Raw genomic sequence first — 26,588 nt, 5'->3', positions numbered from 1 at the left:
CGCGAACATCAGCAGGGAGCACCCATGGACAACATCGTCGTCGCCGATAAGCAATCCGCAGTCGCCACTCAGAACGCCTGGGGCAACATCAGCCTGAACAGCCCAGGTGTCGTGCAGATGCCTGTTTCTCCCGACCAGGTGGCCACGGTCACGCAGCGCGGCCAAGACCTGATCGTCACGCTGAAGTCTGGAGAGAAAGTCACCGTCGCCAACTTCTTCGCCGTGGACCAGACGGGGATGGCCAGTGACATGGTGTTCGTCGGTGAGGACGGCACGTTGTGGCATGCCAATTACGACGCCCAGGCCTTCAACGGCTTCACCTTCGATGAAGTCAACTCCCTCGATGAACTGGTCGCAGGTGTCGGCGAGGCCGGCGGCGCCATGCCCACCTGGGCCATCGCCGGCCTGAGCCTGCTGGGCATCGGCGGCGCGGCTGCCGCCGCTGGCAGCAGTGGCGGTGGTGGCAGCAGCGGTGGTGGCGGCGGTGCTGACACCGACGCGCCAGCCACGCCCATCGACTTGCTGGTATCCCCGGACGGCCTGCGCCTGACCGGGCGCGGCGAGCCAGGCACCACTGTGAACATACGCGACGCTGCCGGTCATCTGATCGGCACTGGCACGGTCGGCGCCGATGGAAGCTTCGACATTGCGCTCAACCCGCCACAGGTCAACGGTGAGGACCTCGACGTCACCCTCACCGACGACGCCGGCAACGTATCTGCCCCCGGTAACGTCGCAGCCCCCGACATCACCGCCCCGGACGCCCCCACCGACCTGGCCCTGGCCAACGGCGTGACCCTGACCGGCCACGGCGAGCCCGGTACCACGGTACAGGTGCGCGACGCCGCAGGCGTACTGATCGGCAGCGGCCGGGTCGGCGCCGATGGCAGCTTCACCCTCACCCTGTCGCCGGCCCAGGCCAACGGCGAGGCGCTCGACGTGCGCCTGGTCGACGCCGCCGGCAACAGCTCGCCACCCCTGCAATTCGACGCCCCGGACATCACCGCGCCAGCCGAGCCCACCAACCTTGCGGTATCCGCCGACGGCACCCACCTCACCGGCCGCGCCGAACCCGGCAGCACCGTGCGCGCACTGGCCGCCGATGGCACCGTGCTCGGCACTGCCACTGCTGGCGCCAACGGCGTGTTCAGCATCACCCTCAACCCGCCACAGATCGATGGCGAACAACTGCGCGTCATCGCCAACGACCGCGCTGGCAACGCCTCCGAGGCCGGCACCGTCACCGCGCCGGACGGCGGCGCGCCGACCGACACCACCCCGCCGCAAGCGGCCAGCGAGCTGGTCATCAGCAAGGATGGCCGTACCGTGTCCGGCCGTGGCGAAGCGGGCTCCACCGTGCGCATCCTGGATGAACAGGGCAACCTGGTGGCCACCGGCACGGTGGGCGCGGATGGCCATTTCACCCTGCAACTGGGGACTCCGATCATCAATGGCTCGACCGTACAGGTCACCCTGACCGACGCTGCCGGCAACGTATCCGCCCCAAGTTCGTTGAAGACCCCTGACCTGGTGGCACCAGGGCAACCCCAGGACGTTGCGCTGACCAATGGCACCACCCTCACCGGCCATGCCGAGGCCGGTGCCCGTGTGGAGGTACGCGACGCCAGCGGCACGCTGATCGGCAGCGCCATCGTCGGCCCCGACGGCAACTTCAGCCTGACCCTCGACCCGGTCCAGGCCAACGGCCAGGCGCTGGCAATCCGGGTGGTCGATGCTGCGGGCAACGCCTCGGCCCCGCTGGCATTCACCGCCCCTGACACCACGCCACCGGCCGAGGTCAGCGGCGTGGTGGTCGGCGCCGGCAGCCTCACGGTCGGCGGACGCGGCGAGCCCGGCGCCACCGTCGAGGTCCGCGATGGCAATGGCAACCTTCTTGGCTCGGCGGTCGTTGCGGCAAACGGTACCTTCCTGGTTGACCTGGATTCGCCGCTCGCAGCGGGCCAGACCGTGGTGCTGTCGCAAACGGATGCCGCGGGTAATGCTTCCGGTGAGCTGTCCATCGTTGTCCCGGCCACGCCGGTGCCGGACAGCCCCGAGGGGCTCAACCTGGCGGGCGACGGATCGTCGATCAGCGGCACCGCGCCGGCGGGCAGCCTGGTCGAGGTGCGCGACGCCAATGGCGATGTGATCGGCAGCGTCCAGGCAGGCAACGACGGCACCTTCACCCTCCCTCTCAACCCGACCCAGGCCAACGGCGAGCTGCTCGACGTGGTAGCCATCGACGCCGATGGCAACGTCTCCCTGCCGACCCAGATCACCGCCCCTGACATCACCGCACCCGCCGAGGCCAGCAACCTGGAACTCAGCGCCAACGGCGTGACCCTCACCGGTCGCGGTGAAGTCGGCGCCCGGGTCGAGGTCACCGATGCCCAGGGCAACGTCCTCGGCAGCGCCGTGGTCGCCGCCAACGGCACCTTCACCGTCACCCTGTCGCCTGCGCAAACCGATGGCCAGGTGCTCGACGTGGTGCTGCGCGATACGGCCGGCAACAGCTCCATCGCCACCCTTACCGCGCCAGACCTCGACGGGCCGCTGCAGCCGACCGACGTCACCGTCGGCAACAACGGCACGCTGGTCACCGGCACCGGCCAGAGTGGTTCGACGGTGACCGTGCGCGATGCCGATGGCAATGTGCTCGGCACCGTAACGGTGGGGGCCGATGGCAACTTCCAGGTACCGCTCGACCCGCCTCAACGCAATGGCGAGAGCCTTACCGTGGAAGCGTCCGATGGTGCCGGCAACAGCTCCGGCACGGTAGACGTCACCGCGCCGGACAGCACCCCGCCGCAACCCATCGCCGCACCCTCCATCGACGGGACCGGCACCACGGTCAGCGGCACCGCCGAGCCAGGCGCCACGGTCATCGTCCGCGCGCCCGATGGCACCGAACTGGGCAGCGCCGTGGCCGATACCGATGGTGATTTCGAAGTCACCCTGGCCCCGCCGCAAACCAACGGCGAGGCCCTGACCGTGGAGCAGCGCGACACGGCGGGCAACGTCTCGTCGGCGGTCGAACTGCCCGCGCCGGACACCCAGACCCCGGATGCTCCCGGCGACCTCGTGCTGTCGGCCGATGGCACCACCGTTACCGGTACCGGCGAACCTGGCGCGCACGTGCGCGTGGTCGGCGAAGGCGGAGTCGAACTGGGCACGGCAGTGGTGCGGCCCGACGGCAGCTTCAGCGCGACGCTGACCCCGGCGCAGCTCAACGGTCAGACGGTATCGGTGACCCAGACCGACGCCGCCAACCATACCTCCGGCGCCAACGAGGTGATCGCGCGGGATGTCCAGGCTCCGGAGCCCGCGCAGGACCTGGCCCTCACCAACGGCGGCAGCGTGCTCGTCGGTACCGGTGAGCCTGGTGCCACGGTGCAGATCCGCAATGCCGCTGGTGACCTGATCGGTGAAGGCGAGGTCGACGACCAGGGCAGCTTCAGCATCACCCTGGATGCACCACAGACCAATGGCGAAACGCTCTCCGTGGTGCTCACCGACGGCGCTGGCAACATCTCCCCCTCCGCCCCCGTCACGGCGCCGGACAGCACTGGCCCCAATGCGCCGACCGGCCTGAGCGTGAGTGCCGACGGCACCTCGCTGCAAGGTTCCGGTGAGGTCGGTGCTAGCGTCGAAGTGCGCGATGCCGACGGCAATCTGCTGGGCACCGTGACCATTCCAGCTGGCGGCAACTTCCAGGTCCTCCTGGCCCCCGCGCAGCTCGACGGCGGATCGCTCACCGTCAGTCTCACCGATGCCAGCGGCAATGCCGGCGGCTCGGCCACCACAACGGCCCCGGACCTCACCGCACCTGCCGACCCGATCGACCTGGAGGTGACCACCACGGGTGGCGTCACCACTGTCACGGGTAACGCGCCGGGTGCCACCGAAGTGACCGTGACCGGGCCCAACGGCACACCGATCTCGGTGCCGGTAGAGGCCGACGGCAGCTTCAGCGTCGACCTCGACGCGCCGTTGAGCAACGGCGAAGCCGTGACCGTGGTGGTCAGCGATGCCAGCGGCAACACTACACAACCGATCACCGTCAATGCCCCCGACACCACTCCTCCCGCCGAGCCGACCAACGTCGCGGTCAGCCCTGATGGTTCGATCGTCGGCGGGGGTGCCGAACCGGGCACTACGGTCACCATCCTTGACCCGGCCGACGACACCGAACTGGGCAACGGGGTGGTGGGTCCGGATGGTACCTTCACCATCCAGGTACAACCCCCGCTCGCCAGTGGCCAAACGGTCAACGTGGTGGTCAGCGACGACGCCGGAAACACCACCATGGTCGCGATCACCGGCCCCGATGGCAGCGAAGTGGCCGCCCCCACCGGCCTGGACCTGAGCGACGACGGCTTCGTGCTGACCGGCCAGGGCACGGTCGGCACGCTGATCACCGTGACCTCCGGCGGCACCACGCTCGGCACCGCCACGGTCGGCAGCGACGGCACCTTCCGCGTGTTCTTCACCAACGCCCAGCTCAATGCGCAGACGTTGCAGGTTTCGGCCCGTGCAGGCGTCGATGGCAAGCCATCGCTGCCGACGACCATCGTCGCCGACGACACCACCGCGCCGGATGCGCCGACCAACGTCGCCATCGACCGCAGCGGCACCACCGTCACCGGGCGCGGCGAAGTCGGCGCCACCGTCAACATCGTCGACGCCCAGGGCACCGTGGTCGGCACCGGCACCGTCGACAGCAACGGGCTGTTCAACGTGACCCTGCAACCGGCCCAGGCCAATGCGCAGAACCTGGTCATCACCCAGGCCGATGCCGCCGGCAACGCCTCGCTGGCCGCCACCGTGGTGGCCCCCGACCTGCTGGCACCGACCGCTGCCACCGGCGTCACCCTCAACAATGCCGCCACCGTGGTCAGCGGCCAGGGCGAGGCTGGCTCGACAGTTACCGTGCGCGATGCCAGCGGAGCCGTGCTGGCCACCGGCACGGTGAACCAGAGCGGCCAGTTCCAGATCACCCTGCCCAGTGCGCAGACCAACGGCAGCCCGCTGCAAGTGACGCTCACCGATGCTGCGGGCAACACTTCCGCCCCGACCAACTTGGCAACTCCGGACCGCACGCCACCGGCCGCCGTTGCCGATGCGCTGCTCAGCGGCGATGGCCGGCAGTTGTCCGGCAGCGGCGAAGTCGGGGCCACGGTGCAAGTGCGCAACGCGGCGGGCACCGTGCTGGGCACCGCCACGGTCGGTGCCGACGGCCGCTTCACAGTCACCTTCGACACGCCACAAGCCACGGGCCAAGCCATCGGCGTGACCCAGGTCGATGCCGCCGGCAATACCTCGCCAGCGGTCAATGTGACGACGCCTGACCTGACCGCACCGGTGCCATTGACCAACCTGGTGCTCAACAACAACGGCCTGACCCTCACCGGCCTGGGCGAAGCCGGCGCCACCGTGACCGTGCACGGCCCGGACGGCACGATCATCGGCACTGGCCTGGTGGCGGCCAACGGCAGCTTCACCCTGACCCTGGACAGCGCGCAGCTCAATGCCCAGCGCCTGAGCGTCACCCAGACCGATGCAGCCAACAACACCTCCAGCCCGACCCCGGTCATCGCGCCGGACTTCACCCCACCCGCGGCACCCACCGGCTTGGCCTTGGCCAATGCCGGCCTGCAACTGAGCGGCACCGCCGAAGCCGGCAGCACAGTCACCGTGCGCGATGCTGCGGGCAACGTGCTGGGTACGGCGGTAGCCGCTGCCAACGGCACCTTCCAGGTGACCCTGAACAGCGCCCAGACCAATGGTCAGGTGTTGCAGGTTACTGCCACGGACGCCGCCGGCAATGTGTCGCCGAACGCCCCCTACACCGCAGCCGACACCACCGCACCGGTCGCCGTGGCCAACCTGGCGGTAACGGCTGACGGCGCCACGCTCACCGGTACCGGTGAGGCGGGTGCCACGGTCACAGTGCGCGCCGCCGACGGTACCGCCCTGGGCACCGCCACCGTGGGCGCCGACGGCCGCTTCACGGTCACGGTGGCCCCACCGGCAGCCACAGGCGACAGCCTCAGCGTGGTCCAGGCCGACGCCGCCAACAACACCTCGCCGGCACAATCGGTCACCGCTCCTGGCGCCCTGGCACCGGACATTCCGGCTGACCTGGCGTTGTCCGCCAACGGCCTGGTGCTCACCGGCAGCGGCTCACCGGGCAGCACCGTCAACGTCCATGGGCCCAATGGCGTGCTGCTGGGCAGCGCACCGGTCGCCAACGACGGCACCTTCACCGTCAACCTGGGCAGCGCCCAGGCCAACGGCGAAGTGCTGCAAGTGAGTGCCGTGGGCACCGATGGCAGTGCCTCGCTGCCTGCGACCCTGCAAGCGCCAGACACCACCGCGCCACAACCGCTCACCCAGCTGACGCTGTCCAGCGATGGCACGGTGCTCACTGGCCACGGCGAGCCGGGTGCCACGGTCACCGTGATCGGTGAAGGCGGCATCGACCTGGGCACCGCCGTGGTCGCCGCCGACGGCAGCTTCAGCGTCGACCTCGCCACGGCCCAGATCAACGGCGAACAGCTCAGCGCCAGCCAAGCCGACCCGACTGGCAACGAGTCCGACAGCATCAACCTCACCGCGCCCGACCGCGTGGCACCCGATGCCGCCGAAGACCTCGCCTTCAGCGGCGGCGGCAGCCTGCTCGACGGTACCGGCGAGGCCGGTGCCAGCGTGCGTGTGCTGGGTGCCGATGGCACCGAATTGGGCAGGGCCGTGGTACGCGACGACGGCACCTTCCAGGTGCCCCTGGCACCGCCACTGGCCAACGGCCAGGCCGTCCAGGTGGTGCTGACCGATGCGGCGGGCAACCAGTCGGCTGCCAGCCCCATTACCGCGCCAGACACCACCCCACCGACCGCCCCGGCCGAGCTGGCCATCAGCAGCGATGGCGCGACCATCACCGGCCGTGGCGAACCAGGCGCCGAAGTGGTCGTCAACAACCCGGCGGGCGAGCCGATCGGTACCGCCACCGTCGATGCCAGCGGCTACTTCACCGTCACTCTCGATACGCCGCTGAGCAACGCCGAACTGCTGAGCGTGGTGCAGACAGACGGCGCAGGCAACGCATCGCCTGTCGCCACCCTGCAGACTCCTGACTTCACGCCACCCGACCAGCTCACCGACGTGGTCATCAATGCCGATGGCAGCGTGGTCAGCGGCCTGGGTGAAGCAGGCGCGACCGTCACCGTGACCGACCCCAACGGCGTGGTGATCGGCACCACCACGGTGCTGGCCGATGGCAGCTTCCGCGTCGAGTTGAACCCGGCGCAGATCAACCAGCAGCTGCTGTCGGTGCAACAGGCCGACCCACCTGGCAACGTCAGCTCGCCGGTCGATGTCCAGGCACCGGACCTCACGCCACCGGAGGCGGCCAGCGGCTTGCGCCTGAACGCCGACGGCACGCAGCTGAGCGGCATCGGTGAGGCCGGCACCACCGTCACCGTCTACCTGGGCACCCAGGCCATCGGCACCGCAGTGGTGGCCGCCAACGGCACCTTCGTGGTGACCCTGGACGAACCGCAGACCAACGGCGAAGTGCTGCAGGTCACGCTGACCGACGCCAGCGACAACGTCTCGCCGATCAGCAGCCTCACAGCCGCAGACACCACACCGCCTGCAGCCGTCACCGCCACCCTCAACGCCAGTGGCACCCAGCTCACCGGCAGTGGTGAGGCCGGTGCACGCCTTGTGGTGATGAACGACCGGGGCGACATGGTCGGTGAAGGGGTGATCGATGCCGAAGGCAACTTCGTGCTCAACCTCACTGCGCCACAGGTCGATGGCCAGGTGCTGACCATCATTTCCCGCGATGCCACCGGCAACCCGTCTACGCCTACCGATGTGACCGCCCCGGACCTGACCGCACCGGATGCGCCGATCGTGACCGAACTGACCGGTAACGGCACGGTACTCACCGGCACCGCCGAAGCGGGCACCACAGTCACCGTATACGCACCCGACGGCACGGACGTCGGTAGCGTTCTGGTGCCAGACAACGGCCAGTTCAGCGTCACCCTCGCCCCTGCGCAGAACAACGGCCAGGCACTGACCGTGGTCGCCACCGACGCAGCGGGCAACGACTCGCTGCCAACGCCCTTCCAGGGCCCTGACACCGCACCGCCCGCCATCGTCACCGAGCTGTCCATCAACAACGCATACGACCTGCTCAGCGGTAAAGGTGAGCCTGGCGCAGCGGTGACGGTCAGCGATGGCGACGGCAACGTCATTGGCCGGGGCACCGTCGATGCCAATGGCTTTTTCCAGGTGCAATTCGACACGCCAGTCGAGGCCGACGCGACCTTGTCCGTCACTCAGACCGACGCGGCCAGCAATACCTCCGACGCGACGTCGTACCAGACGCCACTGCTTGCGCCACCCGTTGCGCCAACCGGGGTCACGCTGGGGGCCGATGGCCTGACCGTGACCGGCACAGCGACCGCCGGCGCCTCGATACAGGTGTACGACGCGGCGGGCAACGTGATCGGATCGGGCCTGGCCGACAGCGACACCGGCGCCTTCACCCTGCAGTTGGACAGTGCCCAGCTCAACGGCGAGACCATTGCGGTCAGGGCGGTCACCAGCGACGCCCAATCCGAACCGGTAGTGCTCCAGGCAGCCGACGTCACCGCACCGGATGCGCCGGTGGTCACCGCCCTGTCGGCCAACGGCCTGGTACTCACCGGTACCGGTGAGGCCGGCGCCCGAGTCACGGTGACTGGCACGGACGGTACCGTGCTCGGCACCGCCGTGGTCAACACCGCTGGCGGCTTCAGCGTCAACCTGTCCAGCGCCCAGCTCAACGGCCAGGTGCTGGGCGTGACCCAGACCGACGCCGCCAACAACGCGTCGGGGAGCACCCGCTTCACCGCAAGCGACGTGCAGGCGCCAGTGGCACCGAGCAACCTCGCGGTCACCAACGCGGGTGCCACCCTCATCGGTGTCGGCGAACCCGGCGCCACCGTGACGGTGCTCGGCCCCAACGGCACCTCGCTCGGCACCGCCACCGTGCTGGTCAACGGCACGTTCAGCGTGGACCTCAGCGCCACGCAGAACGACGGCCAGGTGCTCACCGTGCGCCAGAGCGACGTGGCCGGCAACCAGTCCGGCAGCGCCAGCGTCACCGCTCCGGACACCACGCCCCCGGCGGCGCCTACGGCGACCATCAACACCAACGGCACCTCGATCAGCGGTACCGGGCAAATCGGCAGTACAGTCACCGTGCGCAATGCCGCCGGCACCGTGCTCGGCACCGCCACCGTGGGCAGCAATGGCGTGTTCGTGGTCAGCCTCGCTGCGGCGCAGGTCGACAACCAGGCGCTGAGCGTCACCCTCACCGATGCTGCGGGCAACACCTCGACGCCGACCGCCGTCACCGCGCCGGACTTCACCCCGCCGGCCGCTGCCGCCAACCTGGTGGTCAGTGCCGATGGCAGTACCCTCACCGGTACTGGCGAAGCCGGCGCCACGGTGACCGTGCGCAGCGCCTCGGGCACCGTACTGCAAACCGGCACGGTGCAAGCGGACGGCACCTTCAGCGTGACCCTGAGCCCGGTCCAGGACAACGGCCAGGTGCTGTCGGTGACCCTCACAGACCCGCGCAACAACGTCTCCGGCAACGTCAACATCACCGCACCGGATGTCGATGCCAACGCGCCGGTGGTGGCCAGCGACAACCTCGCCACCGCTACCGTCAACCTCGCACCGGTCACTGCCACGACCACCTACACCGACAACTTCACCACCCTCATCTCCGGCTTCAGCAAGACCTACACCTGGACGGTGGCAGCCGGCACCACGGTTGATCCGACCCTGACGCTGACCACCAACAGCGTGCTGGCATTGCTCAACAACTCCACGTTCACCTTGCAGGTCAAGGATGCCAGCGGTGCCTGGGTCACCATCGCCACCGGCGGCAGCCAGGGCCTGCTCGACCTGATCGTGCTGCCGCTGGGCCTGCAGGTGGACATCGGCACCCTGCAGGCCGGTGACTACCGGCTGACCGTCGCCAGCGGCGGCATCGGCCTGATCACCAACGTCAGCACCACACTGGATATCACCGCCACCAGCCTGACCCAGTTCACCGGCGTCGGTACCGCGGTGTCCGGCAACGTGGTCACCGACCCGGGCACCGACGGCACGGTGGATGCCCGCGGCCCCGACAGCGGTGCCGTGCTGCAGGTGCTGAAGAACGGCGCTTATGTCAGCGCAGGCGCCGGCACCACGGTGCAAGGCCAGTACGGCACCCTGGTGATCAACGCCGACGGCAGCTACACCTACACCCCCAACGGCAGCCCATCGAGCGTCGGCAAGGTGGACGTGTTCAGCTACCAGCTGGTGCACGCCAACGGCAAGAGCGACGCCGCCAACCTCTATGTGCGCATCGACAGCCCGCAGGCGGCGGAGGTCTGGAACGACAGCGACCTCAGTGCACCGGCCACGGTGGTCGATGCGGTCAACGACGTCAGCGCCACCCGCATCACCCTGGTCAACCACGAGAGCACCAGCAGCGCCACACTAGGCAACATGACGCTGCCGTTGCTAGGCTCGAAACAGGCCATCTACACCACCACCGTCGGTGCCGACACCACCGCCGACCTGCAGGTGGTGCTCAACTCGACCAGCATCCTGTCGCTGCTCAATGGCGCCACCATCGAGCTGCTCAAACTCAACCCCAGCACCGGGCAGTACGTACTGGTGCAGACGGTGCAGGGCAACTCGTTGCTCAGCCTGGGCAGCGGCGCTGCCGGCTACACCTTCCAGGACCAGACCGCCGGCACCTACCACATTCGCGTCACCGCCGGCGGTATCGGCCTGGCCGCCTCGGTCATCACCAACCTCAACACCACCACCACCTACAACAACCAGTTCGATGTCGGCAGCTACACGGCGGTAACCGGCAACCTGCTGACCGGCAGCGGCGCCGACACCCTCGGCTCCCCGCTCACCGTGCTCAGCGTGCTGGTGGCGGCCAATACCTACTCCATCCCCGGGCAGAATGGCGTGTCGGTCACCGGCCAGTACGGCACGCTGCTGGTGCATGCCGACGGCAGCTATACCTACACCCTCAAGAGCGGGCTGACCTCGGAGGTGATCGGCCAGCACGACACCTTCACCTACGAGCTGACCCACCCCAACGGCACCAGCGACACCGCCACGCTCACCGTCAACCTGAACAACGCCAGCAACGTCACGTCGTTCAGCTCGCTGCTGGCCGATACCGGCGATGACAGCAGTGCTGTGGCCACCGTGGCGGCGGCCGCTTCCAGCGAGGTGATCGCCGGCACCGACGGCAACGATCATCTCGATGGCAGCCATGGCGGGGCCATCACCCTGCAGGGCGGGGCGGGCGACGACACCCTGGTGGTGGTCGACCAGAACTTCACCAGCGTCGATGGCGGCACCGGCACCGACACCCTGCTGTGGGGCGGTGGCGATGCCGGCATCGACCTGGGCAACCTGATCGGTCGAGTCCACGACATCGAGATCATCGACCTCAACGACACCAGCGCAGTAGCGCTGACGCTCAATCTCGCTGACGTGGTGGCCATTACCGAAACCGGCAAGGACACACTGATGATCAAGGGGGATGACAAGGACTCCGTGCACATGACGGACGACTGGACACTGGTAGGTAACCAAACGGCAGACGGCATCGACTATACCCAGTACACGGCTCAGGAGGATCCGAGCCATCACCTCTGGGTGCAGAACGGCATCCATGTGGTCTGAGCTCGCTGCGACCCGCCGGGCAATCGCCCGGCGGCAAGGATGGACAGCAGTAAGGGAATGACGTGAAGCGAAGCAGTACGCTGTCACCGCTGTTGCTGGGAGCCTGCGGGCTCCTGGTCCTGAATTTCATGCCGGTCGCCCAGGCGGCCGACGACATCGACCCAGCATTGCGGACCATCGGGCCATCGCTACTGCGCGATGCCCCCGATGCCATCCGTGCCCGCCCACCTTCCGGCATGGCCCCTGCCAGCAACGACCGGCTCGGGCTGAGCGAGGCGGTGCTGGCCGCCGCCCAGTGGCATCCGAGCATCGCCGAGGCCGTTGGCAATGTGTACAAGCAGGGCGAAGGCATCACGGTCGCCCGCGCCGGCTACTACCCACAACTCAGTGGCGGCATCCGCGCCGGCTACGACACTGGCAATGGCAGTGACCGCGGCAGCCAGGCACTGAACCTGTCGCTCAAGCAGATGCTCTACGATTTCGGCAAGGTCGACAGCGCGGTGGATGCCGCCCGCGCCGCCACCGCCCGAGCCCAGGCCAACGTCCTGCTGGTGGTCGACGAACTGGCCCGCGACACCGCCTACGCCTGGATCGAGACCCGCCGCTACGAACAACTGATGGTCATCGCCCGCGACCAGATCCGCGGGGTCGGCGACATCGCCGGCATGGCGCGCCAGCGCAGCGACATGGGCGCCAGCACCCGCAGCGACGTGGTCCAGGCCGAGTCGCGGGTCGAGGCTGCCCGCGCCACCCTGGAGGAATACCAGTCGCAATACGAACGCTGGCGCTCGACCCTGGCGGCCCTGCTCGGACGCGTCAGCCCGCCGGCGCTGGCCGAGGAAAGCCCACCGGAACTCACCGCCGCGTGCAAGCGCCCGGCCGCTGGCGACGACCGCCTGCCCGCCGTGCTGATGGCCCTGGCGCTACGTGCGCAGTCCCAGGCAGAGCTGGCCCAGGCCAAGGCCGAGGCCTACCCGACCCTGTCCCTGCAACCGCAGGTCAACCACTACCTGGACAACGACTACGACCGCGACAACGACCGCCTCGACCGCACCCAGGCGGGGATCTACCTCAATCTGGAAGTGCCGATCTACCAGGGCGGCGCCATCAATGCCCGCTCCCGGGCCGCCGGCTACGCACTGACCGCCGCCGATTCGGCCGAGGATGCCGCGCGCCTGCAGGCGCGGCGCGGCCTGGCCGAAGCCACGGCGCAGACCTCCGGCCTGGGTCGCCGCCTGAGTTCGCTCGAAGCGCGTCAGGGCAGCATTCAGGAGGCCCGCATGCTGTATGGCCGGCAGTACCTGGACCTGGGCACCCGACCGCTGCTCGACCTGCTCAACGCCGAGCAGGAAATCTACCAGTCCCGCTTCGACCTCGCCGGCACGCGCTCCGACCTGCTGCGCCTGGATGTCGACTGCCTCTACAACACCGGGGCCATGCGCACCGCCTTCGGCCTCGAAGGGCGCAACCTGCAAGGTGTGGAGATCGAGCCATGAACGATACCGTCAACCTGGCTCAGGCCAGCCAGACGCCGAGCGCCGAACACCTGGTAACGCCACGTCCGGACCTCGGGCCGTGGCTCGAAGTGATGCTCCAGGTCGCCCATCACTACCGCCTGGATGTGTCGCCACAGCGCATTCGCCTGGCGGCGGTCGAGGACGCCCGCCCGCTGGACGAGATCCTCCGGCACATGGCGCGCCAGGCCGGCCTGACCCTGCGCTTCGTGCGCTTCGACGCCAAGGGCTTGCGGCAATGGCGCACGCCGCTGGTGCTGGAGCTCGACGATGGCCAACTGGCCACGGTCGAGGCGGTCACCGAGGAAAACGAACTGGCAGTGGTGTTCGCCGGCGACCAGGGCCTGACCTCGCGCCTGCCCCGCGAAGCGCTGGAGGGCCGCATCGTCCGCGTGGCGCTGATGCGCCCGGCGCGGCCGCTGCGCGACGTGCGCACCGACGACTACACCGCGCCCTACGACCGCCACTGGTTCGCCCGCATCGTGCTGCGCGACCTGCGCCCATATGGCCAGGTGATGATCGCCTCGCTGGTGGCCAACGTGCTGGCCCTGGCCGGTGTGCTGTTCTCGATGCAGGTCTACGACCGGGTCATTCCCGCCGAGTCGCTGCCGACCCTGTACGTACTGTTCGGCGGTGTAGTGCTGGCGCTGGTGTTCGACTTCAGCATGCGCCTGCTGCGCCTGAAGGTCACCGACCTGCTCGGCAAGCGCGCCGACCTGCGGGTATCCGACCTGGTCTATGGCCACGCGCTGCGCTTGCGCAATTCGGTGCGCCCGAAGTCCACCGGCTCGTTCATCTCGCAATTACGCGAGCTGGAGTCGATACGCGACCTGATCACTTCGAGCACCGCCACGGCCCTGGCCGACTTGCCATTCTTCCTGTTGTTCCTGTTCGTGTTCTGGCTGATCGGCGGCGTGCTGGTGCTGATCCCGCTGGTGGCATTGCTGGCCATGGTGTTGCCCGGGCTGCTGGCACAGCGGCGCCTGGCCAGGCTGGCCAACGCGTCGATGCGCGAATCGGCGCTGCGCAACGCCATGCTGGTGGAGAGCATCCAGGGCCTGGACGAGATCAAGGCGCTGCAGGCCGAGGCGCGTTTCGAGCGCCAGTGGAACCAATACAACGCCGCCTGCGCGCATACCAACCTGCGTCTGCGCACCCTCACCAACGGCCTCGTGACCTGGACCCAGAACGTCCAGGGCGCGGTGTTCGCGGTGGTGATCGTGATCGGCGCGCCGATGGTCATCGCCGGCGACCTCACCACCGGTAGCCTGGTGGCCGCCTCGATGCTGTCCTCGCGAATGATGGCGCCGCTGGCACAGCTGACCCACGTACTGACCCGCTGGCAACAGGCCAAGGTGGCCTTGCAGGGGCTGGACAAGCTCATGCAGTCGCCGGTCGATCACCCCGAGGGCGAGGCCCGCGTGCACCTGCCGGCGATCAGGGGCGAGTACGCGCTGCGCCAGGCCAACTTCCGCTACAGCCCCGAAGCGCCGCCAGTGCTGAGCATCGGCCAGCTGGACATCAAGCCGGGCGAACGCATCGCCGTGCTCGGGCGCAACGGCGCCGGCAAGTCGACCCTGCTGCAGGCGCTGGGGGGAGCCATGGACCTGGTCGAAGGCGAGATCACCCTGGACGGCATCGCCCTGGCCCACCTCGACCCCGCCGACCTGCGCCGCGACGTCGGCCTGCTGCCACAGTATGCCCGCCTGTTCCACGGCACCCTGCGGGAAAACCTCACCCTCGGTGCCGGCCAGGCCAGCGACCAGGAGCTGGTCGCTGCGCTGGCCGCCACCGGCGCACTGGACTTCGTGCGGCGCCTGCCCAAGGGCATGGACCACCTGGTCCTCGAAGGCGGGCTGGGCCTGTCCGGCGGCCAGCGCCAGGCCCTGGTGCTCACGCGTCTACTCGTGCGCCAGCCACAGGTGCTGCTGCTCGACGAACCCACCGCGTCGCTGGACGACATGACCGAGCGCAAGCTGCTCGACAACCTCGAACGCTTCTGCCAGGGCCGCACCCTGGTGATCGCCACCCACCGCCTCAGCGTGCTGCAACGGGTCGACCGGATCATCGTGCTCGACGGCGGGCGCATCGTCGTCGACGACCTGCGCGACGCTGCGCTGGCCAAACTGCAAGGAGGCCAGGCATGAGCGACCACGAACTCCCCGCCTCGTATCTCGATGGCCAGGACGACCAGGCCGTGCTGCGCGCCGGCCGAGTCATCACGGTTTGCGCCGTGATGCTGGCGGCGTTCCTGGCCTGGGCGGCCTGGTTCGAAGTGACCGAGGTCTCCACCGGTACCGGCAAGGTCATTCCCAGCTCCCGCGAGCAGGTGATCCAATCGTTCGAGGGCGGCATCGTCGCGAAGATGAACGTCGCCGAAGGCGACCTGGTCGAGCGCGAGCAGATCCTCGCCCAACTCGACCCCACCAAGACCGCCTCAAGCGTCGGTGAAAGCGAGGCCAAGTACCGCGCGGCCACCGCCAGCGTGGCGCGCCTGCGCGCCGAAGTCACCGGCAAGCCGCTGAAGTTTCCCGACAGCCTGAGCGGTTCCCAGGAGCTGATCGAGACCGAAACCGCCCTCTACCAGACCCGCCGCCGCGGCCTGGAGCAGACCCTGGCAGGCATCGAAGATTCGTTGCGCCTGGTGCGCAGCGAACTGCAGATCACCGAGAACCTGGCCAAGATGGGCGCCTCGAGCCGGGTCGAAGTGATCCGCCTGAACCGCCAGCGCTCGGAGCTGGAGCTCAAGGCCAACGAAGCCCGCTCCGACTACCTGGTGCGTGCCCGCGAAGAGCTGGCCAAGGCCAGCGCCGAGGCCGACAGCCTGGCCGAGGTGATCCGCGGGCGCAGTGACTCGCTGACCCGCCTGACCCTGCGCTCGCCGGTACGCGGCATCGTCAAGGACATCGAGGTCAACACCTTGGGCGGCGTGGTGCAGCCGGGCGGCCAGGTGATGAAGATCGTGCCGATGGACGAGCGCCTGCTGATCGAAACCCGCATCGCCCCGCGCGACATCGCCTTCATCCACCCCGACCAGGCGGCCAAGGTGAAGATCAGTGCCTATGACTATTCGGTGTACGGCGGGCTGGATGGCAAGGTCGTGGGGATCTCGCCCGACACCCTGCAGGATGAGGTGAAGCCGGAGATCTACTACTACCGGGTGTTCATCCGCACCGAACAGGACAGCTTGCAGAACAAGGCTGGCAAGCGCTTCTCGATCGTGCCGGGGATGGTTGCCATGGTGGATATTCGGACGGGGGAGAAGACGATTCTCGATTATCTGATCAAGCCGTTGAACCGGGCCAGGGAGGCTTTGCGCGAGCGGTGAGAGTGTACGCCTGGGGATTTGCAGGGGGGCGGAGATCGAGCGCCGCGCGGGCGGCGCTCGATTTCAGCGCCACTGCAAATCCATCGCCATACCCCACATCCCCCTAAAGCCCTCCCAATCCAGGCCGATAACCCGTCATCCCCTGTCTTCCACGAAGGTCACCATGGCCACGCAAAACGCCCGCGCGGACTCGCTGTCGCTGCTGCTGTTCACCCTGCGCAGCGGCAAGCTGATGGCAATCAACCTGCTCAAGGTCAGCGAAATCATCCCCTGCCCGCCGCTGACCAAACTGCCGGAGGCACATCCGCACGTCAAAGGCGTGGCCACCCTGCGTGGCAATTCGCTGTCGGTGATCGACCTGTCGCGTGCCATCGGCGAGCGCCCGCTGGCCGACCCGGATGGCGGCTGCCTGATCGTCACCGAGATCAGCCGCTCGCGCCAGGGCCTGCACGTGCAAGCGGTGAGCCGCATCGTGCACTGCCTGAGCACCGACATCAAACCGCCGCCGTTCGGCTCGGGCAGCCGCTCGTTCATCACCGGCGTGACCCGCGTGGACAACACCTTGGTGCAGGTGCTGGACATCGAAAAAGTCATCCATGCCATCGCCCCGCCCGCTCCCGAGGCGCAGCCCGGCGAACTCGGCGAAGAAGACGCCAGCCTGCTGGCCGCCGCCAACATCCTGGTGGTCGACGACAGCCAGGTCGCCTTGCAGCAATCGGTGCACACCCTGCGCAATCTCGGTATCGAGTGCCACACGGCACGTAGCGCCAAGGACGCGATCAACGTGCTGCTGGAGCTACAGGGCACGGCCCAGGAAATCAACATCGTGGTTTCCGATATCGAGATGTCGGAAATGGACGGCTATGCCTTCACCCGCACCCTGCGCGAGACACCGGACTTCCAGCACCTGTACGTGCTGCTGCATACCTCGCTGGACAGCACCATGAGTGGCGAAAAGGCCCGCCAGGCCGGCGCCAATGCGATTCTCACCAAGTTCTCCTCGCCCGAGCTCACCGATTGCCTGGTGGTGGCGGCGCGGGCCGTGGTGTTCGCCGAGCGCTGAGCGCCCCCTGTCATAATTGACAGGTGAGGCCCCTGCCCAGCCGCTGTTATATTCAGCGACAAACTCCCTGGCCCCGTGCCAGGGGTGTCTCGGGCATAATTCGCGCCCCTCGCATGTTTTTTGCCGGAATTGTGTATGAAGTTTCTCAGCACTCTCCTGATGTCCTGCGCTTTGTTCAGCGGTGTCGCGCAGGCCTCCAGCAGCCAGGCCTGGGACGACTACCGCAAGAAAGTCGTCGATGCCTGCCTCCACGCCAGCCAGCTCAAAGCCCCCTATGTGCTCAGCAAGCTCGCCGAGTTCGACGACCAGGTCGGCATCAGCGCGCTGTTGATCGAAGGGGTCTATCCGCAGAAGCACATGAATGGCCAGCGCGGCACCGAGCTGTGCCTGTACAACCGTGACAAGGCTCAGGCTGCGGTCAGCGAGTGGAGCCCAGGGGGCAAATAGGCAAGGCGCAGTCATTGGCAATTGGCCACTGCCGCGGCGAAACTGTCAGCGCTGTCAGCCTGACGTCACGCTGGCGACCCGGTTCGGGCGCTATAACCTGACTATTCCCTACCCTGGCCAAGGTCCCCGCCACGATGCGCCTTCGCACCCGTTCCCTGTTCCTCGCCGGCGCAGCACTGCTGGCCCTGTTGCTCCTGGCTGCCTGGTTCGGCTTGCGCCAAAGCCCCCCGGCCAGCCATGCCCAGGCCGCCGTACCGGTGCGAGTGGTCAGCGTCGTGCAGCAGGACGTGCCCCGTTTCGCCAGCGCCATCGGCTCGGTGCAATCGTTGCACAGCGTCGAGATTCGGCCCCAGGTCGAAGGCGTGCTGACCCAGGTGCTGGTCAAGGAAGGCCAATGGGTGAAGGCCGGCGACCTGCTCGCTACCCTCGACGACCGGGCGATACGCGCCCAGCTCGACCAGGCGCAGGCGCAACTGGGCCAGAGCCAGGCGCAGCTCCAGGTGGCCGGGGTCGATCTCAAGCGCTACCGCCTGCTGAGTACCGACAACGGCGTGTCGAAGCAGACCCTCGACCAGCAGCAAGCGCTGGTCAACCAGCTGCAGGCCACGGTCAAGGGCAACCAGGCGGCCATCGCCAACGCCCAGGTGCAACTGTCGTACACGCAGATCCGCTCGCCGGTCACCGGGCGGGTCGGCATCCGCAATGTCGATCCCGGCAACCTGGTGCGCACCAGCGATACCCAAGGGTTGTTCAGCGTTACCCAGATCGACCCGATCGCCGTCGAATTCGCCCTGCCGCAACAGATGCTGCCCACCTTGCAAGGCTTGCTCGCCGCGCCGACGCCGGCCCTGGTGGAGGCCTACATGGACGCCGATGGCGAACGCAACCTGCTCGGCGAGGGCCACCTGGCGCTGATCGACAACCAGGTCTCGGCCAACACCGGCACGGTGCGGGTCAAGGCCGAGTTCGACAACAAGGCTGGCCACCTCTGGCCGGGCCAGTTGGTCACCATCCGCCTGCGCACCGCCATCCAGGAAAACGCCCTGGTGGTGCCGCCGCCCGTGGTGCAACGGGGCGCCGAAGGGCACTTCGTCTACCGCTTGGACGGCGACAAGGTCACCAGCGTGCCGGTCAAGGTGCTGTACCAGGACAGTGGCCTGAACGTGATTGCCGGGGTCGAGCCCGGTGAGCGCCTGGTCGTCGACGGCCAGTCGCGGCTCAAGCCGGGCGCACGCGTGGAGGTCACCCCCGGCGCGCCACCCGCCGCGGATGTGGCCGACCGCCGGAGCCTGCCATGAACACGCGCAACGGTGTTTCGGCCTGGTGCATCGATCACCCGATCGCCACCTTGCTGCTGACCTTCGCCCTGGTCCTGCTCGGTGCCATCGCTTTCCCGCGGCTGCCGGTGGCACCGCTGCCTGAGGCGGACTTTCCGACCATCCAGGTCACCGCCCAACTGCCTGGCGCCAGCCCCGAGACCATGGCCTCGTCGGTGGCCACCCCGCTGGAAGTGCAGTTCAGTGCCATTCCCGGCATGACCCAGATGACCAGCAGCAGCGCGCTGGGTTCGACCACCCTGATCCTGCAGTTCACCCTCGACAAGAACATCGACACCGCCGCCCAGGAAGTCCAGGCGGCGATCAACACCGCCACCGCCCGCCTGCCCCAGGACCTGCCCAACCCGCCGACCTGGCGCAAGGTCAACCCGGCCGATAGCCCGGTGCTGGTGCTCACCGTCAGTTCCGAGCAGATGCCCGGCAACGACCTCAGCGACTACGCCGAGACCCTGCTGGCGCGCCAGTTGAGCCAGATCGAAGGGGTCGGTCTGATCAACATCACCGGCCAGTTGCGCCCGGCGATCCGCGTCCAGGCCCAGCCGGAGAAACTCGCCGCCATCGGCCTGACCCTGGCCGACCTGCGCCTGGCCATCCAGCAGACCAGCCTCAACCTGGCCAAGGGCGCGCTGTACGGCGAGCATAGCGTGTCGACCATCGCCGCCAACGACCAGCTTTTCCACCCCGAGGACTACGCCCGGCTGATCGTCTCGTACCGGGACGGCGCGCCGGTGCACCTGCAGGATGTCGCCAAGGTGATCGATGGTGCCGAGAACGCCTACGTCAAGTCATGGTCGGGCGAGAAGCCCGGGCTCAACCTGGTGGTGTTCCGCCAGCCCGGCGCCAACATCGTCGACACCGTGGACCGGGTCCTGGCTGCCTTGCCCAAGCTCCAGCAGATGCTCCCCGCGTCGGTCGAGGTCTCGGTGCTGCAAGACCGTACCCAGACCATCCGTGCCTCGCTGCACGAGGTGGAACTGACCCTGATGATCGCCGTGGCCCTGGTGATCGGGGTGATGGCGCTGTTCCTGCGCCAGTGGTCGGCCACGCTGGTGGTCTCCAGCGTGCTCGGGGTGTCGCTGATCGCCAGTTGCGCCCTGATGTACGTGCTGGGCTTCAGCCTCAACAACCTGACCCTCGTGGCCATCGTCATCGCCGTGGGCTTCGTGGTGGACGATGCCATCGTCGTGGTGGAGAACATCCACCGCCACCTGGAGGCCGGCGACGACAGCCGCACCGCAGCGCTCAAGGGTGCCGGCGAGATCGGCTTCACCGTGGTGTCGATCAGTTTCTCGCTGATCGCCGCGTTCATCCCGTTGCTGTTCATGGGCGGGGTGGTCGGCCGGCTGTTCAAGGAGTTCGCCCTGACCGCCACGGCCACCATCCTGATCTCGGTGGTGGTCTCGCTGACCCTGGCGCCGACCCTGTGCGCGCTGTTCATGCGCCGCCCGCCCAGCGGGCACCACGGAGGCTTGGGCGAGCGCCTGGTGCGCTGGTACGAAAAGGGCCTGGACCGCGCCCTTGCCCACCAGCGCCTGACCCTTGGCGTGTTCGGCCTGACCTTGGCCCTGGCCGTGGTCGGCTACGTGGCCATCCCCAAGGGGTTCTTCCCCCTGCAAGACACCGGTTTCATCCTGGGCACCACCGAAGCGGCGGCGGACATCTCCTACCCCGCCATGATCGAGAAGCATCTGGCGCTGGCCAAGATCATCGAAGCCGACCCCGCCGTGCGCGCCTTCTCGCATTCCGTGGGCGTGACCGGCAGCAACCAGACCATCGCCACCGGGCGCTTCTGGATTGCCCTCAAGCCACGCGGCGATCGCGACGTCTCGGCCAGCGAGCTGATCGACCGATTGCGGCCCAAGCTCGCCCAGGTGCCGGGCGTGGTGCTGTACATGCGCGCCGGCCAGGATATCAACCTCAGCTCCGGGCCCTCGCGCACCCAGTACCAGTACGTGCTCAAGAGCAACGACGGCGCGGCGTTGAACCTGTGGACCCAGCGCCTGACCGAGCGCCTGCGGGAAAACCCAGCGTTTCGCGACCTGTCCAACGACCTGCAGCTGGGGGCGAGCGTCACCCGGATCGACATCGATCGCCAGGCTGCCGCGCGCTTCGGCCTGACCACCACCGACGTCGACCAGGCGCTGTACGACGCCTTCGGCCAGCGGCAGATCAGCGAATTCCAGACCGAGACCAACCAGTACAAGGTCATCCTCGAACTCGACGCCCAACAGCGCGGCAAGGCCGAGAGCCTGAACTTCTTCTACCTGCGCTCGCCGCTGACCAACGAAATGGTCCCGCTGTCAGCGGTGGCACACGTCGCCCCGCCCAGCACCGGGCCGCTGTCGATCAGCCACGACGGGCTGTTCCCGGCCGCCAACCTGTCGTTCAACCTGGCGCCCGGCGTGGCCCTGGGCGATGCGGTGCAGATCCTCGACCGCACCCAGCGTGAACTGGGCATGCCCGACTCGATCAGCGGCAACTTCCAGGGCGCGGCCCAGGCCTTCCAGAGTTCGCTGTCGAGCCAGCCGTGGCTGATCCTCGCTGCGCTGGTAGCGGTGTACATCATCCTCGGTGTGCTCTACGAGAGCTTCGTGCACCCGCTGACGATCATCTCCACCCTCCCCTCGGCGGGCCTTGGCGCGTTGATCCTGCTCTGGGCCATGGGCCAGGACTTCAGCATCATGGGCCTGATCGGCGTGGTGCTGCTGATCGGCATCGTCAAGAAGAACGGCATCCTGCTGATCGATTTCGCCCTCGAAGCCCAGCGTCACCAAGGCCTGACGCCCGAGCAGGCGATCCACCAGGCGTGCCTGACTCGCTTCCGGCCGATCATCATGACCACCCTGGCCGCCCTGCTCGGCGCGGTGCCGCTGATGTTCGGCTTCGGCACCGGCGCCGAGCTGCGCCAGCCGCTGGGTATCGCCGTGGTTGGCGGGCTGCTGGTGAGCCAGGCGCTGACGCTGTTCACCACCCCGGTCATATACTTGGCCCTGGAACGCCTGTTCCATCGCCGCCAGGCCGCCCCAGCGGCCGCGCCCAGTGCCAGTTGAGAGCAAGCCATGCGTGTGCTGATCATCGAAGACGAAGAAAAAACCGCCGACTACCTGCACCGCGGCCTGAGCGAGCAGGGTTTCACCGTTGACCTCGCCCGGGACGGCATCGATGGCCTGCACCTGGCGCTGGAGGGCGACTACGCGGTGATCGTGCTGGATGTGATGTTGCCTGGCCTGGATGGCTATGGCGTGTTGCGCGCCGTGCGTGCGCGCAAACAGACGCCGGTGATCATGCTCACCGCCCGCGAGCGCGTCGAAGACCGCATCCATGGCCTGCGCGAAGGCGCCGACGACTACCTGGGCAAGCCGTTTTCCTTCCTCGAACTGGTCGCTCGCCTGCAGGCCCTGACCCGTCGCAGCAGCGCCCACGAGCCGCTGCAGATCCAGGTCGGCGACCTGTGGATCGACCTCATGGCGCGCAAGGCCAGCCGTGCCGGCCAGCGCCTGGAGCTGACCGCCAAGGAGTTCTCGCTGCTCAGCGTGCTGGCCCGGCGCCAGGGCGAGATCTTGTCCAAGACCGCCATCGCCGAGCTGGTCTGGGACATCAACTTCGACAGCGACGCCAATGTCGTCGAGGTGGCGATCAAACGCCTGCGCGCCAAGCTCGACGGGCCGTTCGACAACAAGCTGCTGCACACCATCCGAGGCATGGGCTATGTCCTGGAAAACCGTGCCGGTTAACTCCATCGCCCTGCGCCTGTCGGCGCTGTTCATCCTGGTGGCGCTGGGGGTGTTCGTGTTGATCGGCTCGGCGTTGTATCGCCAGGTCGACCGCAGCCTCGACCTGCTGCCGGCGGCCGAGCTGGACGCGCGCTTCAGCGTGCTCGAATCCACCCTCAACCGCTTCGGCACGCCAGATCACTGGGCGAAGATCTACAACAAGCTGAACCTGCTCAGCGAAGAGGACAAGCGCATCCGTTTCTGGGTGGTCGGCAGCGACCCGGACTTCGAATACGGCCATCCCAGCGCGCTGGTACGTGCCTTCGCCAAAGGCGCCGAGGGCATGCGCGACCTGTACCTGCCCGAGCATCCCTATCCGTACAAGGTGCTGGTCAGCGAGCTGCCGGCGTTGGGCCAGCGCCCCGCGGTGCGGTTTCTGATCGGCATCGACACCGAGACCTTCTGGCAGGCGCAACACAGCCTGCTGGTGGCCATCGTCGGCCTGGCGGTACTCGGCGTGCTGCTGGCCTCGGTGCTCGGCTACTGGGTCGCGCGCATCGGCCTGCGCCCGCTGCTGGCGCTGTCCAACGAGGCCCAGGCGCTGGCGCCGCCACGCCTGGACGGCCGCCTGCAAACCGTGAACCTGGCACCGGAACTGGCGCAGTTCGCCGGCGCCTTCAATGCCGCGCTCGACCGGGTCAGCCAGGCCTATTCGCGGCTGGAGGCATTCAACGCCGACGTCGCCCATGAACTGCGCTCGCCGCTGACCAACCTGATCGGCCAGACCCAGGTCGCCCTCACCCGTGGTCGCAGCGCCGAGCACTACTTCGAGGTACTGCAATCGAACCTGGAAGAACTCGAGCGCCTGCGCAGCATCATCAACGACATGCTGTTCCTGGCCAGTGCCGACCAGGGCAGCAAGGCCACCGCGCTGACCCAGGCCTCGCTGGCCGAGGAAGTCGCCACCACCCTCGACTACCTGGACTTCATCCTCGAGGATGCCCAGGTCAGCGTAAGCGTGAGTGGCGATGCCCAGGCGCCGATCGAGACGGCGCAGTTGCGCCGGGCGCTGATCAACCTGCTGAACAACGCCGTGCAGCACACCGCGCCGGGCCGGATGATCGAGGTACGCATCGAAGCCGGCGACGGGCAGGTCAGCATCGCCGTGAGCAACCCTGGGCCGGCCATCGACGCCGCGCACCTGCCACTGCTGTTCGAGCGCTTCTACCGGGTGGATGCCGCGCGCAGCAACAGCGGTGGCGGCAACCATGGCCTGGGGCTGGCGATCGTCAAGGCCATCGCCCTGATGCACGGTGGCGAGGTGTTCGTGCACAGCGAAGGCGGCGCCAATACCTTCGGCCTGCGCCTGCCCAGCCAAGGTCAAAGGCTCTAGCACGGGCTTTTCCTACATTTAGCTGCTATTTAGCCGCCTGATCGTTACCTTTTGCGCAACAGTGCTTATCGCCGTGGGGGCTGTTTCCAGCAGACCGAAGCGACTAACTTAGGCTCTGTCCTCATAGCACTTGCATCGCAAGAAGGTAAGAAACAAATGTCCAACAGTATGGGTGTTGCCAGCGTTTTCATTCTGTCTTCCCTGTTGTTGTCGCCCCTGGCCATGGCCGAAGAATCCCAGGCTTTCGTTGCCCGCAATGCCGAACTCGCCGCGGTTCACCAACACGCCCGCGAAGTTGTTGCGCAAAAGGCAGATTCCGCCAAAGCCGCAGAGCAGACCGTTTCGAAAACCAGCCAGGGCGCCAATGCCGACAGCTGATCTTGCCCTGCAAGCGTTTCCGATTTCCCTCGGCTACACCATGGGCAGCCTTGCTGCCCGTATGTTAGCCTTTCAAAGCCGCTGCCGATCAGCGGCTTTTTTTATGTGCTTGTAACGCTAAGCCCCGGCGTTTCGTTCCTAATAAGAAAGTTGCACATTCAAAAATAAAAACTGCCACAACGTCAGACCAAAGGAGCTAGTACCGGTGCCTAACGCGTTCCGTTTCACCCCGCTGTTCATTGCATTGGCCGCAACGATGCCTTTCGCCGCCCAGGCAGATGAAGACCAGGCAGAGGGCTTCATCGAGGGTTCCTCGCTGAACCTGCATCTGCGCAACGCCTATTTCAACCGCAACAACCACGACACCGGCAAGAACGACACCCGTGAGTGGGGCCAAGGTGCCGTGCTGCGCTTCGAGTCCGGCTACACCCCGGGCACCGTCGGCTTCGGCCTCGACGCCCACGCCATGCTGGGCTTGAAGCTCGATGGCGGTGGCGGCCACGCGGGCAGCAGCATCCTGCCGATCCACCAGAAGAACGAAGACGAACTGGGCGCCGCGCCCCACTCGTTCTCTACCGCAGGTGCTGCAGTCAAGGTCAAGGCCTTCGACACCGAACTCAAGGCCGGTGACCTGTTCCTCACCAATCCGGTGATCGCCGGCGGTGAGACGCGCATGCTGCCGCAGACCTTCCGTGGCTTCAGCCTGACCAACAACAGCATCGACGGGCTGATGCTCGAAGGTGGCCAGGTCAGCTTCACCAAGCCGTACAACCAGAGCGGTCACCGCCGTATCGACACCTTCTACGGCCTGCTGCAAGGCAACGCCAAGAGCAAGCACCTGAACTGGGCCGGTCTGTCGTGGAGCGGCACCGAGAACATCACCGCCAACCTGTACGCGTCCGAACTCAAGGACATCTGGAACCAGTACTACGCCGACTTCGACTACACCTACGTGGTCAACGACCTGGTCAGCCTCAACCCGGGCGTGCACTTCTACCACACCCAGGACACCGGCCAGGCACTGCTCGGCAAGATCGACAACAACACCTACAGCGTGCACTTCACGGTCAACGCCGGTTACCACAGCGTCACTGCCGCCTATCAGCGGGTCAATGGCGACACGCCGTTCGACTACATCAACCAGGGCGATAGCGTGTACCTGGACAACTCACGCATGTACTCGGACTTCAACGCTCCGAACGAACGCTCGTGGAAGTTGCAGTACGACTACAACTTCGCCGGCCTGGGTATCCCCGGCCTGACCACGTCGCTGTCGTACTCGCGCGGTAAGGCCGACCTGACCAAGGCCGACCAGAACAACGACAGCTACAAGTACTACTACAACCCCGAAGGCAAGAACGCCACGCACTGGGAACGCGACCTGGACGTCAAGTACGTGTTCCAGGAAGGCGACCTGAAGGACCTGGCGGTGCAGGTGCGCTACGCCACCCACCGTGGTGGCCAGGGCTACTCGGCGGCCGATGCGACCAAGGACAACGACGAACTGCGCGTGATCGTCGATTATCCGTTGAATATTTTCTAAGTCGGCATCATGGGGGCCGGATGTTGGCCCCCTGTGTGCGCTTGAGAGTTGTGGCGGGGGGGGGGGGGGGGGGGGAGAGGAGGCCGGCGCGCGGAAGGGGGGGGGG

12 protein-coding genes are annotated in these 26,588 nt (G+C 67.3%); all 12 read left to right on the top strand.

What is annotated here, in order from left to right; all coding sequences use genetic code 11:
• Window positions 1–24 precede the first annotated feature (24 nt).
• The 12 genes from IAE37_RS09060 to IAE37_RS09005 all read left to right on the top strand — a co-directional run bounded on the left by IAE37_RS09060 (window position 25) and on the right by IAE37_RS09005 (window position 26,482).
• Window positions 25–11,766, top strand: coding sequence for a BapA/Bap/LapF family large adhesin (locus IAE37_RS09060; protein WP_201172474.1), 11,742 nt, complete (start codon window positions 25–27; stop codon window positions 11,764–11,766).
• Between the two features lie 62 nt (window positions 11,767–11,828).
• Window positions 11,829–13,262: a TolC family outer membrane protein gene (locus IAE37_RS09055; RefSeq protein ID WP_201172471.1), complete on the top strand. Its 1,434-nt coding sequence runs from the start codon at window positions 11,829–11,831 to the stop codon at window positions 13,260–13,262.
• The gene (locus IAE37_RS09050) at window positions 13,259–15,427 is read left to right on the top strand and encodes a type I secretion system permease/ATPase (protein WP_201172469.1); all 2,169 of its coding nucleotides are present in this window, start codon (window positions 13,259–13,261) and stop codon (window positions 15,425–15,427) included. The genes IAE37_RS09055 and IAE37_RS09050 overlap by 4 nt, the downstream gene beginning before the upstream one ends.
• A complete protein-coding gene (locus tag IAE37_RS09045) occupies window positions 15,424–16,608 on the top strand; it encodes an HlyD family type I secretion periplasmic adaptor subunit (protein WP_201172467.1) in 1,185 nt (394 codons plus the stop codon). The genes IAE37_RS09050 and IAE37_RS09045 overlap by 4 nt, the downstream gene beginning before the upstream one ends.
• A 163-nt stretch (window positions 16,609–16,771) precedes the next feature.
• A complete protein-coding gene (locus IAE37_RS09040) occupies window positions 16,772–17,671 on the top strand; it encodes a chemotaxis protein (RefSeq protein ID WP_201172465.1) in 900 nt (299 codons plus the stop codon).
• Between the two features lie 135 nt (window positions 17,672–17,806).
• Window positions 17,807–18,118, top strand: coding sequence for a hypothetical protein (locus IAE37_RS09035; RefSeq protein WP_201172463.1), 312 nt, complete (start codon window positions 17,807–17,809; stop codon window positions 18,116–18,118).
• A gap of 134 nt (window positions 18,119–18,252) precedes the next feature.
• Complete coding sequence (locus tag IAE37_RS09030) at window positions 18,253–19,416, top strand: efflux RND transporter periplasmic adaptor subunit (RefSeq protein WP_201172461.1); 1,164 nt, start codon at window positions 18,253–18,255, stop codon at window positions 19,414–19,416.
• Complete coding sequence (locus IAE37_RS09025) at window positions 19,413–22,505, top strand: multidrug efflux RND transporter permease subunit (RefSeq protein WP_201172459.1); 3,093 nt, start codon at window positions 19,413–19,415, stop codon at window positions 22,503–22,505. Before IAE37_RS09030 ends, IAE37_RS09025 begins: the two co-directional genes overlap by 4 nt.
• 9 nt (window positions 22,506–22,514) lie before the next feature.
• Complete coding sequence (locus tag IAE37_RS09020) at window positions 22,515–23,189, top strand: heavy metal response regulator transcription factor (protein WP_201172456.1); 675 nt, start codon at window positions 22,515–22,517, stop codon at window positions 23,187–23,189.
• The gene (locus IAE37_RS09015) at window positions 23,164–24,561 is read left to right on the top strand and encodes a heavy metal sensor histidine kinase (RefSeq protein ID WP_201172453.1); all 1,398 of its coding nucleotides are present in this window, start codon (window positions 23,164–23,166) and stop codon (window positions 24,559–24,561) included. The genes IAE37_RS09020 and IAE37_RS09015 overlap by 26 nt, the downstream gene beginning before the upstream one ends.
• A gap of 156 nt (window positions 24,562–24,717) precedes the next feature.
• Window positions 24,718–24,939: a hypothetical protein gene (locus IAE37_RS09010; RefSeq protein ID WP_201172450.1), complete on the top strand. Its 222-nt coding sequence runs from the start codon at window positions 24,718–24,720 to the stop codon at window positions 24,937–24,939.
• Window positions 24,940–25,144: 205 nt separating this feature from the next.
• On the top strand, window positions 25,145–26,482 hold the full coding sequence (locus IAE37_RS09005) for an OprD family porin (protein ID WP_201172448.1): 1,338 nt from the start codon (window positions 25,145–25,147) through the stop codon (window positions 26,480–26,482).
• The last annotated feature ends 106 nt before the right edge of the window (window positions 26,483–26,588 follow it).

It is taken from the genome of Pseudomonas sp. S31 (assembly GCF_016648105.1).
Lineage (GTDB): Bacteria > Pseudomonadota > Gammaproteobacteria > Pseudomonadales > Pseudomonadaceae > Aquipseudomonas.
Note: the sequence above shows the minus strand (reverse complement) of the source record. Positions and strands in the feature narration are given on the sequence as shown.